At 50.4% G+C, this 18,391-nt stretch carries 14 protein-coding genes; 8 read left to right on the top strand and 6 right to left on the bottom strand.

Annotated features, from left to right (window positions below; genetic code table 11):
- Positions 1-141: 141 nt before the first annotated feature.
- Entirely contained in the window at positions 142-1,866 is a 1,725-nt protein-coding gene (locus QL223_RS11250) for an autotransporter assembly complex family protein (RefSeq protein WP_281544782.1), read from the top strand.
- Positions 1,863-5,585, top strand: a complete 3,723-nt coding sequence (locus tag QL223_RS11245) for a translocation/assembly module TamB domain-containing protein (protein ID WP_281544781.1) — start codon at positions 1,863-1,865, stop codon at positions 5,583-5,585. Before QL223_RS11250 ends, QL223_RS11245 begins: the two co-directional genes overlap by 4 nt.
- Before the next feature lie 49 nt (positions 5,586-5,634).
- On the opposite strand, the gene fbp is transcribed toward QL223_RS11245, so the two are convergent.
- Complete coding sequence (fbp, locus tag QL223_RS11240) at positions 5,635-6,651, bottom strand: class 1 fructose-bisphosphatase (protein WP_046303057.1); 1,017 nt, start codon at positions 6,649-6,651, stop codon at positions 5,635-5,637.
- Between the two features lie 303 nt (positions 6,652-6,954).
- On the opposite strand from fbp, the gene mpl reads away from it, so the two are divergent.
- Positions 6,955-8,310, top strand: coding sequence for a UDP-N-acetylmuramate:L-alanyl-gamma-D-glutamyl-meso-diaminopimelate ligase (gene mpl, locus QL223_RS11235; protein WP_281544780.1), 1,356 nt, complete (start codon positions 6,955-6,957; stop codon positions 8,308-8,310).
- Positions 8,311-8,317: 7 nt separating this feature from the next.
- Positions 8,318-8,950, top strand: coding sequence for a flavin prenyltransferase UbiX (locus QL223_RS11230; protein WP_281544779.1), 633 nt, complete (start codon positions 8,318-8,320; stop codon positions 8,948-8,950).
- Between the two features lie 64 nt (positions 8,951-9,014).
- Here QL223_RS11230 and QL223_RS11225 read toward each other — a convergent pair whose 3' ends face one another.
- From QL223_RS11225 to argR, 3 genes are all read right to left on the bottom strand, one after another.
- Positions 9,015-9,452 carry a universal stress protein gene (locus QL223_RS11225; RefSeq protein ID WP_046303054.1) on the bottom strand — a complete coding sequence of 146 codons (438 nt, stop codon included), beginning with the start codon at positions 9,450-9,452 and terminating at the stop codon, positions 9,015-9,017.
- A 51-nt stretch (positions 9,453-9,503) separates the two neighbouring features.
- Positions 9,504-12,074 carry a TRAP transporter permease gene (locus QL223_RS11220; RefSeq protein WP_002536490.1) on the bottom strand — a complete coding sequence of 857 codons (2,571 nt, stop codon included), beginning with the start codon at positions 12,072-12,074 and terminating at the stop codon, positions 9,504-9,506.
- 405 nt (positions 12,075-12,479) lie between these two features.
- The gene (gene argR / locus QL223_RS11215; RefSeq protein WP_046303052.1) at positions 12,480-12,950 is read right to left on the bottom strand and encodes a transcriptional regulator ArgR; all 471 of its coding nucleotides are present in this window, start codon (positions 12,948-12,950) and stop codon (positions 12,480-12,482) included.
- A gap of 308 nt (positions 12,951-13,258) precedes the next feature.
- Here argR and mdh point away from each other — a divergent pair, with 308 nt between their 5' ends.
- A complete protein-coding gene (gene mdh / locus QL223_RS11210) occupies positions 13,259-14,194 on the top strand; it encodes a malate dehydrogenase (RefSeq protein ID WP_002536486.1) in 936 nt (311 codons plus the stop codon).
- 61 nt (positions 14,195-14,255) lie between these two features.
- Here the strand turns inward: mdh and QL223_RS11205 are convergent, their stop codons facing one another.
- Positions 14,256-14,942 (bottom strand): DUF3313 domain-containing protein, encoded by a 687-nt coding sequence (locus QL223_RS11205; protein WP_281544778.1) that lies wholly within the window; start codon positions 14,940-14,942, stop codon positions 14,256-14,258.
- Between the two features lie 56 nt (positions 14,943-14,998).
- Positions 14,999-15,970 (bottom strand): octaprenyl diphosphate synthase, encoded by a 972-nt coding sequence (gene ispB, locus QL223_RS11200; protein WP_039849616.1) that lies wholly within the window; start codon positions 15,968-15,970, stop codon positions 14,999-15,001.
- Positions 15,971-16,239: 269 nt separating this feature from the next.
- On the opposite strand from ispB, the gene rplU reads away from it, so the two are divergent.
- The 3 genes from rplU (at position 16,240) to cgtA (ending at position 18,389) form a co-directional block, all read left to right on the top strand.
- Entirely contained in the window at positions 16,240-16,551 is a 312-nt protein-coding gene (gene rplU / locus QL223_RS11195) for a 50S ribosomal protein L21 (RefSeq protein WP_002536481.1), read from the top strand.
- A gap of 17 nt (positions 16,552-16,568) precedes the next feature.
- Positions 16,569-16,826 carry a 50S ribosomal protein L27 gene (gene rpmA, locus QL223_RS11190; protein WP_002536479.1) on the top strand — a complete coding sequence of 86 codons (258 nt, stop codon included), beginning with the start codon at positions 16,569-16,571 and terminating at the stop codon, positions 16,824-16,826.
- A gap of 384 nt (positions 16,827-17,210) precedes the next feature.
- The gene (gene cgtA / locus QL223_RS11185) at positions 17,211-18,389 is read left to right on the top strand and encodes an Obg family GTPase CgtA (protein WP_002536475.1); all 1,179 of its coding nucleotides are present in this window, start codon (positions 17,211-17,213) and stop codon (positions 18,387-18,389) included.
- Positions 18,390-18,391: the final 2 nt, after the last annotated feature.

Here is an 18,391-nt window from a genome sequence, read left to right as displayed (position 1 = left end):
GCATCCTCATATGAATCGTTGAGGACATTTTTCCTTGCATTGATGCATATTTGCAACAGAACAACCGAGTACATGGACGGTCATACTGTCACTAATCTTATTTTAAACAGGCTCTCAGGGTGAGAGAAAAGCATACGGTTGATGATTAAGAAACGATTAATACCTTGGGTTGTCGTCGCAACAACATGGATTCCTGGGGTAGCAATCGCCGAAGTGGACTTCGATATCAAAGGGTTGGACGATGCCCTTGAGCAGAATGTTTCCATATACCTCGACGCTATCCCTGCCAGCGAACGCCGACTGACTTTCCGTTTTCAGTCCCGTGTCTCTGATGAGGTGACAAAAGCGCTGCAGGCGCTGGGATATTACAACCCTACGATTGCTTACAATGTCGAGGACAAAGAGTCCATTGATGATGCCACGGTGGTACTGGATATTGTGCCGGGCGAACCTGTGCGCATCGCACAAGTAGATATTGAGCTGACGGGTGATGCGAAAACCGATGAGGCATTTACCGAGCTTCTGAAATCCGCGCCGAAAGTAGGCGACATCCTTAATCAGGGACAATACGATGCTCTGAAATCGTCGATTCAAAGCCTTGCAGTGCGTCGCGGTTACTTCGATGCCGAATACACCCTTTCCCGTCTGGAAGTGGCACCTGGTCGCCATCAAGCCTTTATTCGCCTGCACTTCAGCAGTGGTATGCGTTATCACTTTGGCTCGGTGATTTATCATAACAGCCAGATCAATGAAGAGCGGCTCGACAGTATGCTGACCTTCAAAGAGGGCGACCCGTATCTGGTGTCAGATCTGGGGGCGTTTAACCAGTCGCTTTCGAACACTGGCTGGTTTTCTTCTGTGCTTGTCGAAGCAGGGCTCGATGATCTTCGCGATGATAGGGTGCCAATTTCCGTCAACCTAGAACCTGCACCGCGCAACCAATTTGAAACCGGTATTGGGTATTCCACTGATGTAGGACCGCGGGTCAAAATCGGGTGGAAAAAGCCTTGGTTTAACAGCCGTGGACATAGCCTGAATACCGACTTGTATGTCTCCCAGCCAAAACAGACGTTGGAATCTACCTATAAGATCCCGCTTGAAGACGTCCAGCGTGAGTACTATCAAGTGCAGGTGGGTCTGGAAAATCTCGATAACAACGACACCGAAAGTTTGGAGCTGACCTCCTCAATTTCCCGTCACTGGAAGTACGACACTGGCTGGCAACGCGCGCTCTATCTTCGCTGGCTCTACTCTGATTACACTCAGGGCAGCGTCTCGAATATCTCGAATCTGATCCTGCCAGGCATTAACTTTTCCCGTGTGCGAAGTCGTGGCGGGGCGATGCCGTATTGGGGAGACAAACAGTCGATCACCTTTGAGGCGGGCGACCCTGCACTATTGTCAGACATCAGTATCTTCCGCGTGGTGGGGCAGACGGCGTGGATCCGCAGCTTAAACAGCGATAACCGTTTCCTGACTCGCGTAAATGCGGGCGGTATTTTTACCAGTGAATTTGAGCGCGTGCCGCCATCGCTTCGCTTCTTCGCGGGTGGTGATAACAGCATTCGTGGCTATAGCTATGAATCGATTTCACCTCGTGACGATAAAGGCAAGCTCGAAGGCGGTGCATATATGACGACAGGTTCGTTGGAGTATAACTACCGCGTGACGGGCAACTGGTGGGCCGCACTGTTTGTCGACGGCGGTGATGCCTGGACGAGCAGCGACCCGGAATGGAAAACCTCAGCAGGTGTCGGTGTCAGGTGGGAGTCGCCGGTAGGTCCTATCCGATTTGATATTGCCCATGGCTTTGAAAATAAAGACGATGATTTCATGATCCACTTTAGCCTTGGACCAGAACTATGATGCGTTGGATCAAGCGATTCGTTATCGCCATCGTATTGTTGTTGGTTCTGGTCGTCGCCGGTGTCTTTGCGGTGTTGCTGACCCCCGCGGGTGTGAAACTCGCGGTTTGGGGGGCTCAAAAAGCCCTGCCTGAGTTAACCATAGAAAAAAGCAGTGGTGCACTGTTGAATGGCTTTGCGCTGGAAGGCGTGGCGCTCAGCATGGAAGGTTTCTCGCTGTCGGGTAAATCTCTTTCCCTTGATATCAACAGCCGATGTCTGAGTGGTCCTGCGCTGTGCGTGGAGTCACTGACTGGTGACGGCATTGAGGTGGTGGTAGGAGAAACTGAGCCATCACCGGAATCGCCGCCTTCAGAGCCCCTGACGGAAATTAAAACGCCAATCCCACTCTTTCTCAACGGCGTCGCACTCTCGGATATCTCTCTCGATATTCTCGGCACCAAGGTGCATTGGGACAGTCTGACCACCGCCGCCCAGATGCAGGGCAACACGCTGACGTTAAAGCCTACCGAATGGAAAGGCATCAAGGTCGAGCTTGCCCAGAGTGAAGAAAAGCCGTCTGAACCTGCTCCGTCTCCAAGCAGTGACGCACCGATTGAACTGCCCGCCGTGAATATTCCGCTGAATGTGGTGATTGAAGGCTTTGCACTGAAAGATGCAGAGCTCTTGTTGCCGCAAAAACAGGTGATTCATGAGTTCTTCGTGAAAGGTAAAGCGGGCGGTTATGACATTGCTTTGGATGAAGTCCGTCTTGATGCTGAGCAGGGCAAAGTGACGCTCAATGGCGATATCACGCTGCAAGATAACTACCCGCTGAGCCTTGCTGCCAAGGCCAATGTTCGGATGGAGCCATTACAGGGACATTCACTGACGCTGGATGCAAATGGTGACCTTCGCGCTTTGGCGCTTAAGGCGAATCTGAAAGGCGTGCTGCAAGCCGTGCTTTCCGGCAAGTTGGATGTGCTTGATCCCAACCTGCCTTTTAATGTGCTGCTGACCAGTAAGAACCTGCAGTGGCCGATTGACAGTAAAGCCGAATACATATTGGCTTCCACGGCGATTAACGCCAGCGGTAGCCTGAAAAAATACAGTGCATCGGTCAAAACCAAAGCCTCGGGTGAAGCGATTCCGAATATCGACTTGTCGACCAAGTTAACGGGGGATCTCGGCAAAGTGATGCTGGGGGATATCTCGTTGAAAACCCTCGGTGGTGGCATTGATGGTTGGGCAAGTGTCGATTGGTCTAAGCAGGTGAAATGGCAAACCCGACTGGCATTTTCCGATATTCAGCCAGGGCTGCAGTGGCCGGAAGCAGAAGGAAAGCTCTCTGGTGAGGTGCAAAACAGCGGTGAACTGACGGAGCAAGGAGGCTGGTTAGTGCGCCTGCCAGAGCTTGATATTGAAGGCATTATCCGCGATCAGGCTCTGGATTTAAGCGGCCAACTCAATGCTTCCGACGTGAAAGGCAAAGGCGACTTGCTGGTAGAAACCAATGGGCTTTCTCTTCGTCATGGCCCAAACCGGATTGATGTGTCAGGCAAGGTGGATAAAGCGCTGGCGCTGAAACTCAATCTTGACCTTCCCAAGCTTTCTGCTTCGGTGCCACAGGCTGGCGGCAGTATTAAAGGCAATATCGGTCTTTCAGGTACACTGGAAAAGCCCGAGGCGGCACTGCAAATCAATGCCAATGCGTTGCGTTGGGAAGAGCTGGTCACGGTGCAGGATATCAGTATCCGCGGCTCTGTGACGCCACTTCCTATCATTGGTGGCGGTCTGATTGTCGATGTGAATGGCGTAAAAGCAGAAGGTGTAGAGGTGAAAAGCCTGGCTCTTCGTGCGTCAGGGGATGAAAAAGATCAGACCGTGAGCCTCAAGGTTGATGGAAAACCTGTGGGGGCAAACCTTTCCGTTCGCGGCAGTTTAGACAGGGAAAAAGGCTGGAAGGGAAGCTTGTATTCTTCTTCGCTCACAACGCCTGTAGGGCCTTGGAAGCTCGCGAATGATATTCCTCTTGATGTGGATTTTACATCGGGTGCTGTCGATATTGGCGCGTTTTGCTGGACACAAAAACAAAGCAAAGTGTGTCTGGACAAGCCCGCAAAAGTGGCGGACAGCGGCGAAGCCCAACTTTCTATCGTCGATTTCAACCTAGATATTGTGCAGTCCTTCCTGCCTGTGACGACCACGATTGAAGGACTGGTCAATGCCAACGCCAATGTCGCGTGGAAGCCAAACACACTGCCAAACCTTAAAGCATCGGTAGACTTGTCAAAAGGGAAGGTGACGGAACAGTTGGATGCGCCGCTGACCATTGGTTGGGATGCTGTGAACATTGATGCGACGCTGGCTAATAACACCCTGAACGCAGATGTGCTGCTGGCACTGACTGACAACGGTAAAGTGTCGCTCAACGCGGTAATGGGTGATTTGGAGAGCGAGAAACGCACCCTCAAGAGCACCTTCGGCATTGATAATATCGACCTCGACATTCTTGCTCCGGCTTTGGGTGAAGACACCACACTGGAGGGGATGCTGAATGGTAAGGTTATCCTCAATGGCGATTTGGATGCGCCAACCGCCAAAGGCAGTATTGAGCTAAGCGGCCTTCGACTCCAGAGCCTTGCTGCGCCTGTGGAGGTGCGGGAAGGTCAGATAACGGCTTTGTTAAATGGCACCAATGGTCGCATCAATGGCGATATCAAAACACCAGATGGCGATCTGGTGCTTACCGGTCAGGCGGACTGGAAAGATCTGAATGCCTGGCTGGCATCGCTGAATGTGAAAGGGCAACGCCTGAAAGTCGTCGTGCCCCCCATGGTTGCACTGGAAGTCAGCCCAGACATGACGCTGAATGCGTCGCCGAAGTCCGTGAATGTGAATGGCAGTGTCTCGGTTCCTTGGGGGCGTATTGTGGTGGAAAACCTGCCAGCATCGGCGGTACAGGTTTCGAGTGATGTGGTGATCCTGAACGACGATCTTCAGCCTGTTTCTGAGGAAGAAAGCAACCCGATCACGGTGAACGCTAACATTGCGGTCAATATTGGTGATGACGTTCGCCTTGAAGCCTTTGGTCTGAAAACCAATCTGGTAGGTAAACTGGATGTGGCCAGCAATAGAAAAGGACCAAACATTAACGGCGAGATCAATCTGGAAGAAGGGACATACCGTTCATTTGGTCAGGATCTGCAAATCAAAAAAGGTCAGATCCTGTTTAATGGTCCGCCTGAGCAGCCGTATCTGCAAGTGGAAGCGATCCGCAATCCAGACGCCATTGAAGATGGCGTCGAAGCAGGTATCCGTGTGACAGGACCTGCGGATGCACCGGAAGTACAGGTGTTCTCAGACCCTGCCATGCCGCAGGCAAATGCTCTGTCTTACCTCACACGCGGCCGGAATCTGGACAGCGAATCAGACGGCAATGCAATGACGTCGATGCTTATTGGCCTTGGCCTTTCCCAAAGCGGTAAGCTGGTGGGTCAGATTGGCGAAGCCTTTGGTGTGCAGGATTTAACCGTGGACACATCAGGTAGCGGTAATGACGAGAAGGTCGAAGTGTCTGGTTATATTTTGCCGGGGCTTCAAGTGAAATATGGTGTGGGTATTTTTACCAGCTTGCCGGAATTCACTGTACGTTACCGCCTGTTGTCTGATCTGTATGTTGAGGCGGTTTCCGGCGCGGACAATGCGGTCGACCTGCTTTACCAGTTCAGTATCAAGTAAGCCAAAAACAAAGCCCGGCAATATTGCCGGGCTTTGACGTTTTAGATGCTTACTCTTCGCCAGGGTATGTTTCGAGGAACTCTTCGACCTTTTCCACCATATGGGTGGAGCCAACAAAAAACGGCACGCGCTGGTGAAGCTCAGTGGGTTTGATGTCCATGATACGCTGCGCGCCATCAGACGCCTTACCACCCGCCTGTTCGATGATGAAGGCCATGGGGTTGCATTCATAAAGCAGGCGAAGCTTACCGCTGCGATATGCGGCAGTGCTTGGGTACAGATACAGACCACCCTTGAGCATGTTGCGGTGGAAGTCTGACACCAGTGAGCCAATGTAGCGCGACGTGTATGGGCGTCCGTCTTCCGGCACATTCTCCTGACAGTACTTGATGTACTTCTTCACCCCGAGAGGGAAGCGGATGTAGTTCCCTTCGTTGATGGAGTAGATTTTGCCATCCTCTGGAATTGTCATGTTCTCGTGGGAAAGACAGAACGCACCGATGGATGGGTCATAGGTAAAGCCATGCACGCCATTACCAGTGGTGTAAACCAGCATGGTTGAGGAGCCATAGATGATGTAGCCTGCCGCGACTTGTTGGCTACCCGGCTGAAGGAAATCCTCCATGGTAGCCGGCTGACCAATAGGAGAAACGCGGCGGTAGATGGAGAAGATGGTGCCTACTGAGACGTTCACGTCGATATTGGAAGAACCATCGAGTGGATCCATCAGGATGACATATTTGGCGTTGCGGCCAAGTTCGGTGTCGAAGATAACGGCGTCATCTTCTTCTTCACTGGCTACGCCACACACTTGATCCCGTGCAGCCATCGCTGCTTTGAATTTCTCGTTGGCGTAGACGTCCAGTTTTTGTTGTTCTTCGCCCTGGGCGTTCTTTCCACCAAATGCACCAGTGATATCAGCGAGTCCCGCTTTGTTGATTTCACGGTTGACGATTTTGGCAGCAAGTCGGATAGAAGAGAGGAGTGAGCTGAGCTCTCCACTGGCGTTCGGGTATTCATGTTGCTTTTCAACAATGAACTCGCCAAGTGTACGCATATCGGACATTCCAGATCCTTTTGATGTCTGTTATTAGATTCTTGGGTAAGATGCTGGAAAACAAAGTCGCAAGCGAAGAGCAATAAGGCCTTTGCTTTCCTGGTTGATTCGAAGCGTCCGGTGCATCGCTTGGGTGGCAGGCAAAAGTTTTTGCCAAAAACGTGACGTCACAACCGGACAAAAAATCAACTTGTTACACAGTTTATAGTGTAGAACTTTTTATTCGTATCGAAGTAATTTGGACATGTCGGGATCTGTGATCCTTAGGGAATCAGACCGGGCAAAGTCACTGATTTAAGCTGACGGAACCTTATGCATATACACATTTTAGGGATTTGCGGCACCTTTATGGGCGGTGCAGCCATTCTAGCCAGACAACTGGGTCATAAAGTGACAGGTTGTGACGCCAATGTTTACCCGCCAATGAGCACACTGCTGGAATCTCAGGGTATTGAGATCATTCAGGGCTATGATCCTTCCCAACTTGATCCTGCGCCGGATCTGGTGGTGGTTGGAAATGCCATGAGCCGCGGAAATCCGTGTGTGGAATATGTGCTGAATAACAATCTCAACTACACCTCTGGTCCTCAGTGGTTATTAGACTTCCTGCTGAAAGATCGTTGGGTGCTGGCGGTGGCGGGCACGCACGGCAAAACCACGACAGCGAGCATGCTGGCTTGGGTTTTGGAAGATTGCGGTTATCAGCCGGGTTTTTTGATTGGCGGTGTACCGGGTAACTTTGGCGTATCTGCGCGCCTCGGTGAAACCATGTTCTTCGTGGTCGAAGCGGATGAATACGACAGCGCTTTTTTCGATAAGCGTTCTAAGTTCGTGCATTACCACCCACGCACGCTGATTATGAACAATCTTGAGTTCGATCATGCTGACATCTTTGACGATCTGAATGCTATCAAACGTCAATTCCATCATTTGGTAAGAACCGTACCGGGGATCGGTCGTATCATTGCTCCTTCGAATGATGAAAACATCAAATCGACGTTAGAGATGGGTTGCTGGAGCGAGCTGGAGTTTGCTGGTGAAGATGGCACCTGGAAGGCGGAAAAGCGCGTGGCCGACGGCAGTGAATTTGATGTTTGGTTTGAGGGCGAGTTGGTTGGCACGGTGAAGTGGGATCTGATTGGCGACCATAACGTCAGCAATGCATTGATGACCATTGCTGCCGCCCGTCATGTGGGAGTGACACCGGATTTGGCATGTGAAGCCTTAGGCCGTTTCATCAACACCAAACGTCGTCTCGAGCACAAAGGTGACTTCAATGGCGTCACGGTTTACGACGACTTTGCCCACCACCCAACTGCGATTAAAACCACGCTGGAAGGCTTGCGCGCCAAAGTGGGAGAACGCCGTATACTTGCGGTGTTAGAGCCGAGATCCAACACTATGAAGCTTGGCGTACATAAAGATGAGATTGCACCATCAATGGATGCTGCCGATGAAGTATTGCTGTTCCAACCGGAACACATCAAGTGGTCGGTGAAAGACGTGGCAGAGGCCTGTAAAGCGCCGGCGAAAACCTTCGACGAGATTGATGCTCTGGTTTCAGGCATCGTCAGCGAGGCAAATGCAGACGACGTTATACTGGTGATGAGCAACGGTGGTTTTGGCGGCATACACGACAAGCTCAAAGCCGCGTTGGAACAACGATAAGGAACACATGACAAGTTCAATGAGTGACAAACGCATCACACTGGCCTGGAGCGGTGCTTCAGGCGCACCGTATGGGCTTCGTCTGCTAGAGTGCTTGTTGGCGGCTGACTATGAAGTTTATCTTTTGGTGTCATCTGCGGCACGTGTGGTGTTGGCCACTGAACACGGTTTGAAACTGCCATCAGGTCCTGAAGCGGCAAAAGAAGCCTTAGTGAAGCACCTCAATGCACCCACTGACAAATTGGTAGTGTGTGGCAAGGAAGACTGGTTCTCGCCAGTGGCATCTGGCTCCGCAGCACCCAAGAAAATGGTGGTGTGCCCATGCTCCGCTGGCTCGCTGGCAGCGATTGCCCATGGGATGTCGGATAATCTGGCAGAGCGTGCTGCAGATGTGGTGCTGAAAGAACGCGGCCAATTGCTATTGGTGGTGCGCGAGACTCCGTTTTCCACTTTGCATTTAGAAAACATGCTGAAGTTGTCGCAAATGGGCGTGACCATCATGCCCGCGGCGCCGGGCTTTTATCATCAACCCAAGTCTATCGACGATCTGGTGGACTTTATGGTGGCGCGCATTCTCGATCACCTCGGTATCGAACAGGTCCTCGTACCGCGGTGGGGTTACGATCAGCGCGATAAATAACTCTGATTGAGATAAAGAAAAAGGGCGGTATCTATATCGCCCTTTTTAGCTCTTGGTGTTGCAATCAGCCTTGTGGCTTCATGATCAACACGTTGATTTTTGACTGCTCCAGCACCTTAGATGCCACAGAGCCGATAATAAGTTTGTTCGCTTTAGAGCGTTTGTGGCTAGGCATCACAATCAAATCGCAGCCAAGGCTGTCAGCGGTTTTGACGATGGCCTTGTAAGGTTTGCCCTCCGCTACAGATAAATCATACGCCAGACCTTCCGGCACCATGCGCTCGGCAAAGGCTTTCAGGTTGTTACGCACGTCCTGCTTCATCTGGCGGGCAGCGTCTTCCGGGAAGTAAGACTGCACCATGGAGTTGTGAATGCCCGGTAGGGCGGTCAACAGATGCAAGGTTGCACCCGTTTGTCCTGCGATCCAAACAGCGTGCTCAACGGCTTTGTCAGCGAAGCTTTCATCATTCAAATCAACAGGGACCAGAATGTGTTTATACATATCGTCTACTCTCTTGTGTGGTAGTGACCGGGGCTTTAAGCCCCGGACTGATTACGCTGTTTGTTGTTTTTCTGCTCTCGCACGGCGGCGTTGATTCCATGCCATGGCAGCAAGCAGGATAAGAGTTGGCACAAATACCCATTCTTTCGCTGGGCGCTCAGCAGGTGTGCTTACCTGAACAATTTCCCAGTCGAAATCGATACCTGCATCAGACGCCGGGCTGCCCCACTGAACCATATCGACCAGTTTCGAACCTTCTTCATCACGAAGTTCTAAACCGGTAGACAGCACACGTGCCAGACCTTCTGCTTCTTCATAGTTCACTGGAAGGTGTACGTGTTTGGTGATGACATCGCCATCAATGGTCTCACCACGAACCTGTAGGTTAAGCGTTTGACCATTTGGCAGTTTTTCTGCCACTTCAATGATAGCTGAACCTGGGTAATCGTTCGTTGGTGGAAACACTTGATCCCACCAGTAACCCGGACGGAACAGTGAGAAGGTGATCAGCAACATGAGGAGGGTTTCCCACCACTTGTTCTTGGTAAACCACCATCCCTGTGTGGCGGACGAGAATACCAGCATGGCGATCACTGCGGAGCCTATGGTCAGCAGAAGATGCACAGGGCCTTCAATATCCATCAACAGCAGTTGGGTGTTGAAGATGAACATAAACGGCAGGATTGCAGTACGGATATCGTAAGTGAAACCCTGAATACCAGTTTTTATTGGGTCAGATTTCGCAATCGCCGCTGCCGCAAAGGCCGCGAGACCAACTGGTGGGGTGTCATCTGCCAGAATACCGAAGTAGAACACGAACAGGTGAACGGCGATCAAAGGAATGATAAGACCTTCCTGAGCACCCAGTGTCACGATAACTGGTGCCATCAGGGTCGATACCACGATGTAGTTTGCCGTCGTTGGCAGACCCATACCCAAGATCAGGCTGATGATTGCGGTGAACAGCAGCATCAACATGATGTTACCGCCAGAGATGAACTCGACGAAGTCAGTCATCACCAGACCGATACCAGTCAGTGTGACCACGCCTACCACAATGCCTGCAGCAGCAGTCGCTACACCGATACCAATCATGTTACGTGCACCGGCAACAAAGCCCTCTGCCAAGTCGATGAAACCGTTTTTGATTTCTTCACCGAAGTTAGATTCGCCATGGAAGAAAGCAAACAGTGGGCGTTGAGTGACGACGATGAACATCATAAACAAGGTTGCCCAGAATGCAGACAGACCTGGTGAGAAGCGTTCAACCATCAGACACCAAACCAGTACTACGATTGGCAGCAGGTAGTAGAGACCAGAACGAGCGGTTGGACCCGGATCCGGCAGCTCTGAAAGGTCAGTGTCTGCAGGGTCTTCTACTGCGTCTTTCTTGTATTGCGCTGAGTAGCGAACCAGTGCGATGTAGGCAATGAAAATCGCAACCGCAATGATTGGGCTTGCCGCAGCGCCAAACACATCTTTCGTCCAGCCAATACCGTAGTAAACCGCAAAGCTCAGCACGCAGATACCAATGACGATGGTCAGGAAGCTCAGCAGAGACTGTACCAAGGTTGATTGATGGCGACGTGGAAGGCCTGTCATGCCTGCCTTACAAGCTTCAAGGTGAACGATGTAGATAAGTGCGATGTAAGAAATGATGGCAGGCAAAATCGCCGCCTTAATCACTTCGATGTAAGGAATACCGACGTATTCCACCATCAGGAAGGCCGCCGCACCCATGATAGGTGGTGTCAGCTGACCATTCGTTGACGCAGCAACCTCTACCGCACCGGCTTTTGTTCCTGGGAAACCGACACGTTTCATCAGTGGAATGGTGAATACACCAGTGGTTACCACGTTTGCGATAGATGAACCTGAAATCAGGCCGGAAAGGCCAGAAGCCACAACGGCTGCTTTTGCCGGACCACCACGCATGTGGCCGAGCATAGAAAACGCCACTTTGATGAAGTAGCCACCTGCACCCGCACGATCAAGCAGGGCACCGAAGAGTACAAACAGGAAAACAAAAGACGTTGATACACCCAGCGCAACACCAAATACACCCTCTGTGGTCAGCCACATGTGGGACATGGCTTTGTTCAGGCTTGCCCCTTTGTGCGCGATAACATCGGGCATGTGGGGACCTGCGAAGGTATAGAGCAGGAAGACCAGCGCAACCACCATCAGCGGTGGGCCTAAGGCGCGTCTTGTCGCTTCCAGCAACAAAATCATACCTGTGACTGCAACAACAATATCAAACGTTGTTGGTGCACCAGCGCGTGAAGCGAGTTCGGTATAGAACAGGAAGAGATACCCGGCTGCAAAACTTCCTGCGAGGGCAAATATCCAGTCTTGGACAGGAATGCGATCTCGTGGAGAGTTTTTCAATGCAGGGTAAGCGGTGAATGCCAGAAAGATAGCAAACGCCAAGTGAATCGATCGTGCCTCGGTATCATTGAGCGCGACGGTAAATGGTGAGGCATACCAGAGCTGGAAAATAGACCAGCACAGGGGAACGAACCAGAGGATCTTCCCTGATATACCTGACGGAGCGCGGGCTCCGGTGTCCGCTTGAGCGACGATATCCTGCGCTTCTTGCGGTGTCTCGGTCGTCTTCGTCATGCCATTGTCCTTTAATCGGCAAGTAAAAGTGTAAAAAAACCTGACATCAGATGCGGATAACCCGCAACAAAGCGGGCTATCTCCACAGCGTGTTTCATACGCCTTTATTGTCTTCACCTAATGACGAGTACTGCTTTGCACGGTCTTGTGTAAGACTCAGTTTATTTTGTGTATTTAGGATTCTTTGGTTATGAATGATAACAAATCCGTTTCCAAAATTTAAAACTAGCGAAATATTTTGTCATGGTATTTCGCATCGAATTGAGGCGTGAGGGAAGATAAAAGCAAGAAAGTCTCAATAATGAGATGGGAGGTGGTGCCGAAGTGTGACTACTTGGATAAAGAAATAGGCTGGATGATCGGAAAATCATCCAGCCTATTTTTAGACGGTTTTCTCTGTTTGAATTAGCGGGAGTAATCGAAAAGTCCGCAAACGGCCTCAAACAGTCGCGCAGTGGTGGTTGAGCGCGTTGGGGTGATAAAGATGGTGTCGTCACCAGCCACTACACCAAGGATACCTTCTGCTTTACCCAGAGAATCCAAGAGGCGAGCGATAAGCTGAGCTGCACCAGGACCAGTATGGATAACCACCAACGCATCGTTGTAGTCGATATCCATGACCAGCTCTTTCAGCGGGCTGCTGGTAGTGGGTACGCCAAGTTCCACTGGCAGGCAGTACACCATTTCCATTTTTGCGTTGCGAGTGCGTACAGCGCCGAACTTGGTCAGCATGCGGGAGACTTTAGATTGATTAATGTTCTCAAAGCCTTGCGCTTTCAGAGCATCCACGATTTCGCCCTGGGAGCTGAATTTCTCTTCTTTCAGGATGGCTTTAAAAGCCTTCACCAATTGATCTTGTTTATCTGAATTGCGCATATTTCTTCTTTCTTCCCCGTGTCAGGATGGCGCATTCTTGCATAGTGATTCAGTCACGGGCAATAAAATCAGCGGTAAAGTGACGCACCTATCACCTTTCAACAGGCTTGAGGAGCTTTGACGGTAAAAATGAGAAGCGCGGCTTATCCTCATGCCGATAAGCTTGTGGTTATCTATGATGGGAACGTATCATGCACAAAGGTCCGTTATGCATACGGGGTTGTCAGTGAATGTAAGTAAACCACCTTATGCTGACTTACCTCGTATCCAAGGTCTGAAATAATAAAATCGTAAATAAGGAGAACGAGATGAAAGTTGCTGTGATTGGCGCCGCTGGTGGCATTGGTCAAGCTTTAGCCCTGCTTTTGAAAAACCGTCTGCCTGCGGGTTCAGATTTGGCTCTGTATGACATTGCGCCGGTAACGCCAGGTGTTGCTGTCGATCTTAGCCACATCCCGACCCCAGTATCTATCAAAGGTTACAGCGGTGAAGATCCATCACCTGCACTGGAAGGTGCTGACGTGGTTCTGATTTCTGCCGGTGTAGCGCGTAAACCAGGTATGGATCGTTCAGATCTTTTCAACGTGAACGCGGGTATCGTTCGTTCTCTGAGTGAAAGAATTGCTGATGTGTGCCCGAAAGCACTGATCGGTATTATCACTAACCCTGTGAACACCACTGTTGCTATCGCGGCAGAAGTGCTGAAAGCAAAAGGTGTTTACGACAAGAACCGTCTCTTTGGTGTGACCACGCTAGATATCATCCGTTCTGAAACTTTTGTGGCTGAGCTGAAAGGTAAAGATCCAAGCGATGTTCGCGTACCAGTTATCGGCGGTCACTCTGGCGTAACTATCCTGCCACTGCTGTCTCAGGTTGAAGGTGTTGAGTTTACTGAAGAAGAAGTGGCTGCACTGACACCACGTATCCAAAACGCGGGCACTGAAGTGGTTGAAGCAAAAGCGGGTGGCGGTTCTGCGACTCTGTCTATGGGTCAGGCTGCATGTCGCTTTGGTCTGGCGCTGGTTCGCGCAGCTCAAGGCGAACAAGACGTTGTTGAGTGTGCTTATGTGGAAGGCGATGGTAAATACGCACGCTTCTTCGCTCAACCAGTACGTCTGGGCAAAAACGGTGTGGAAGAGATCCTGGATCACGGCCCACTGAGTGCTTTCGAGCAAAACGCACTGGACAGCATGCTGGATACACTGCGTAAAGATATCCAACTGGGCGAAGAGTTCGTTAAGTAACTTTTCCCTCAAAGAGAAAAAGCGGCTGGTAAGCCGCTTTTTTTATGCCCGCGCTGTTCGATTATTCGCTGGTAACTTTACTGTCGAGTGTTTTGCCTAAGCGCTCGACCCAAAAGTTGATCGCATCTTTGGCATCGTCCAGTGAGTCAATCATGGTGGACAAGTCTTTATTTCCTGTCTCTCGGTCTATGACGGCGAAAAGTGGCTTGTCATCACTTGCGTCACTGACCAATAACTCAATCGTCGCGCTGCCGACATTCGTGTGTTCACCAGTGGTGATCTTTGAGATCGTAGAAATACCTAATCCGACAGGGAGCAGGCTACTGGTCACCGCCAGAATTGGATTTGGCGTTTCTACGTTGCTGATTGCAATACTCAGTCGAAGCGTATTGTTTTCAGGTGTTTCAACGATACGTTTGTGCGGAGCAATCTTTTCTTTAATTGTTTGTGCAAGATATTCTGTTAACTCGTGAATATCTTCGTCATCTAGTTCATTGCTTTCTGACGTTAATACGTAAATCCTGTCCAAAACGACGGAGTCATATTGGGCAAGCTTGCGTTTTAATCTTGCTTCATCGCGTAATCCCACGCGCGCCCATACCAGATCAACGCCGCCTTCAGGGCCGGTTTTAAAATCTTCGTATGAGGTGAATGAAGTCGCGGGAATACGATTGCCTCCGGCACAGCCGAAAAGCATGGCACTGCCTAACACAATGGCAGCGGCTTTCATGGGAAAGGGCTTCAACATTTCTTCCTTAAAATCGCATCAAAAAGAAAACGCACCCTGGGGTGCGTTAAACAAGATTACTTTTTACGGTGCACAGCAATGTGTGCCAGCGCTTTGAGCGCCTCTTTATATTCTGAATCTGGAATAGGCGCGAGGGCTTCTATGGCCTTCTCCGCTTCTTCCTCCGCGCGTTGGCGAGTGTATTGCAGAGAGCCGCATTGCTCCATGCAGGCAAGGATAGGATCGAGTTTGTCCAGACCATTACCTTGTTCGATCGCTTCACGGATCATGGCTGCCTGCTCGGTGTTACCGTTGAGCATGGCGTGTAGCAATGGCAGGGTAGGTTTGCCTTCAGCCAAGTCGTCTCCGGTATTTTTGCCCATCTCATCGCCTTGTGAGGTGTAATCCATCACATCATCAATAAGCTGGAAAGCGGTGCCAAGGTAGCGGCCGTAATCCTGCATCGCTTTTTCAATATCTTCTGAAGAATCAGACAGGATCGCACCGATCTGGGTTGCCGCTTCAAAAAGACGCGCAGTTTTTGAGTAGATCACCTGCATGTAACTTTCTTCAGTGGTGTCGGGGTCATTACAGTTCATCAACTGCAAAACCTCGCCTTCTGCGATCACATTGGTAGCTTCACTCATCAGATCGAGGATCCTCAAAGATCGAAGCTCTGTCATCATCTGGAATGAGCGTGTATAAATGTAGTCGCCCACCAGCACGCTGGCTGCATTGCCAAACATAGCATTGGCAGTTGCTTTGCCACGGCGAAGGTCCGATTCATCGACAACATCGTCGTGTAGCAGGGTAGCGGTATGGATGAATTCGATAAAGGCAGCGGCGGTGATGTGTCCTTCACCTTGATAATTCAGCGCACGGGCTGATAAAACAGCAAGCATTGGGCGCAGGCGTTTGCCTCCACCACTGACGATATAAAAACCTAATTGGTTAATCAGGGCGACGTCAGAATTCAGTTGCGCAAGTATTTTTTTGTCCACTTTTGCCATGTCATCGGCAGTCAGTGCTTGGATGGTGTTAAAATCCATTGATGCGTCCGGTCCAAGGGAAGATTGCAGTTTGCTGCTCTCGTTTTTGCGATGATAGTACACTAAAATTCCTTACTCGACACAGTATCAATGTTGGCAAAATAAGCGGTTAAATACAGTGAACAGGTTTTCGCCAATTTTCTTTCACTACCCTCTTGCCAGAAGGCGAATCTTACCGTAGAATTCGCGCCCTATTGATGAATTAAATGCGCACCCCTCACTGCACAATTTTTAAACGCAGAAGGCTGTGCGGAAATGCGGAGAAAACCATGTACGCAGTTTTCCAAAGTGGTGGTAAACAACACCGTGTAAGCGAAGGCCAAACTATTCGCTTGGAAAAGCTAGACATCGAAACTGGCTCAACTGTTGAGTTTGATTCTGTTCTGCTGGTAGCTAACGGCGAAGAAATCACCGTTGGTGCACCGTTCGTAGCAGGCGGTAAAGTAACTGCTGAAGTAGTTACCCACGGTCGTGGCGACAAAGTGAAAATCGTTAAGTTCCGTCGTCGTAAGCATTCTCGTAAGCAAATGGGCCACCGTCAGTGGTTCACTGAAGTCAAAATTACTGGCATCAGCGCTTAATCTAGGAGAAGAGATAAATGGCACATAAAAAAGCTGGCGGTTCTACTCGTAACGGCCGTGATTCAGAAAGCAAACGTCTTGGTGTTAAGCGCTTCGGTGGTGAGTCTGTTCTGGCAGGTAACATCATCGTTCGTCAACGTGGTACTAAGTTCCACGCTGGCACTAACGTAGGTTGCGGTAAAGACCACACTCTGTTCGCTCTGTCTGATGGCAAAGTGAAGTTCGAGGTTAAAGGTCCTAAGAACCGTAAATTCGTTAGCATCGAAGCTGAATAATAGCCCTCGATACTGATTCTGAAGCCCTGCCTTACGGCGGGGCTTTTTGTTGCATAGCTAAGTGACTTTTGTCCAAGAGCATTTAGCTATACAACATAAATGTAAGCTCAGGCGGCTCAGCAGCGAATTTACGCATGCCGCGTATCGTTCGCGGCTTGAAGGGAATCGCGTCACGTGAATGTCACAGATGTCACTAATGCATCTGTCGGCATATATAGCGAGACAATACTGAACGCAACCCGGCTTTTGATCCTAAGATCTTCAATAACGGACAAGGATCATCGGCCAGAAGTGCTCCATCAGGGTGCTGCTCGATCGCCAATGTAAACCCAGAACACGTAATACCTTCCAAGACGAAGGTGGTGAAGGGCATGGAGAAGAAAAATGAAATTTGTAGATGAAGCGGTAATCCGCGTTGAAGCCGGCGATGGCGGTAACGGTACAGTCAGTTTCCGTCGTGAGAAATATGTGCCTAAAGGTGGTCCTGACGGCGGTGACGGCGGCGATGGTGGCGACGTTTACCTGCTGGCAGATGAAAACCTGAACACCCTGATTGACTACCGCTTTGAGCGTTTCCACGCAGCGGGCCGTGGTGAAAATGGCCGTGGTGGTAACTGTACCGGTAAGCGTGGTGACGATCTGATATTGAATGTCCCTGTGGGTACCCGTGCCGTTGATGAAGACACCGGCGAAGTCATTGCTGACCTGACTCACCATGGTATGAAAATCATGGTGGCGAAGGGCGGTTGGCACGGCTTGGGTAATACCCGTTTCAAGTCCTCTGTAAACCGTGCTCCTCGCCAAAAATCGATGGGTACCAAGGGCGAACTGCGTCACCTGCGTCTTGAGCTGCTTCTGTTGGCTGACGTGGGTATGCTGGGTCTGCCTAATGCAGGTAAGTCTACCTTCATCCGTGCGGTATCAGCGGCTAAGCCTAAAGTGGCGGACTATCCGTTCACCACATTGGTACCAAGTTTGGGCGTGGTGCGTGTTGCTGACAACAAGAGCTTTGTTGTTGCCGATATCCCAGGTCTGATTGAAGGTGCTGCGGAAGGTGCCGGCCTCGGTATTCGATTCCTGAAACACCTTGAACGCTGTCGTGTGCTGCTGCATATGATTGACCTGATGCCCGTTGACGGTTCTGATCCTGTCGATAATGCATTCACTATTATCGAAGAGCTTCAACGCTACAGCGAGAAGCTGGCTGATAAGCCACGTTGGATCCTGTTTAACAAGATCGACCTGATGAGTGAAGAAGATGCGGAAGCGGAAATCGAGCGTATTCTTGATGCATTAGGTTGGGATGAACCTTACTACGCGATCTCTGCTATCAACAAAGGCAATACTCAGCAGCTCACTTACGATCTGATGGAATTCATCGAATCGCTGCCAACGGCCATTGAGCCGGAAGAAGCGGCTGAAGAAGCTAAAGTTGAATTCAAGTGGGATGACTACCACGAGCAGGAAATCAAGAAGCAGTCTAAGTCTGATGATGACGACGATGATGACTGGGATGATTGGAACGAAGACGATTACGACGTAGAGATCATCTACCGTCCATAATC

Source organism: Grimontia sp. SpTr1 (genome assembly GCF_947387585.1).
Classification (GTDB): Bacteria; Pseudomonadota; Gammaproteobacteria; order Enterobacterales; family Vibrionaceae; genus Enterovibrio; species Enterovibrio indicus.
The sequence above is the reverse complement of the archived record's forward strand: the minus strand, read 5'-3'. Positions and strand labels throughout refer to the sequence as shown.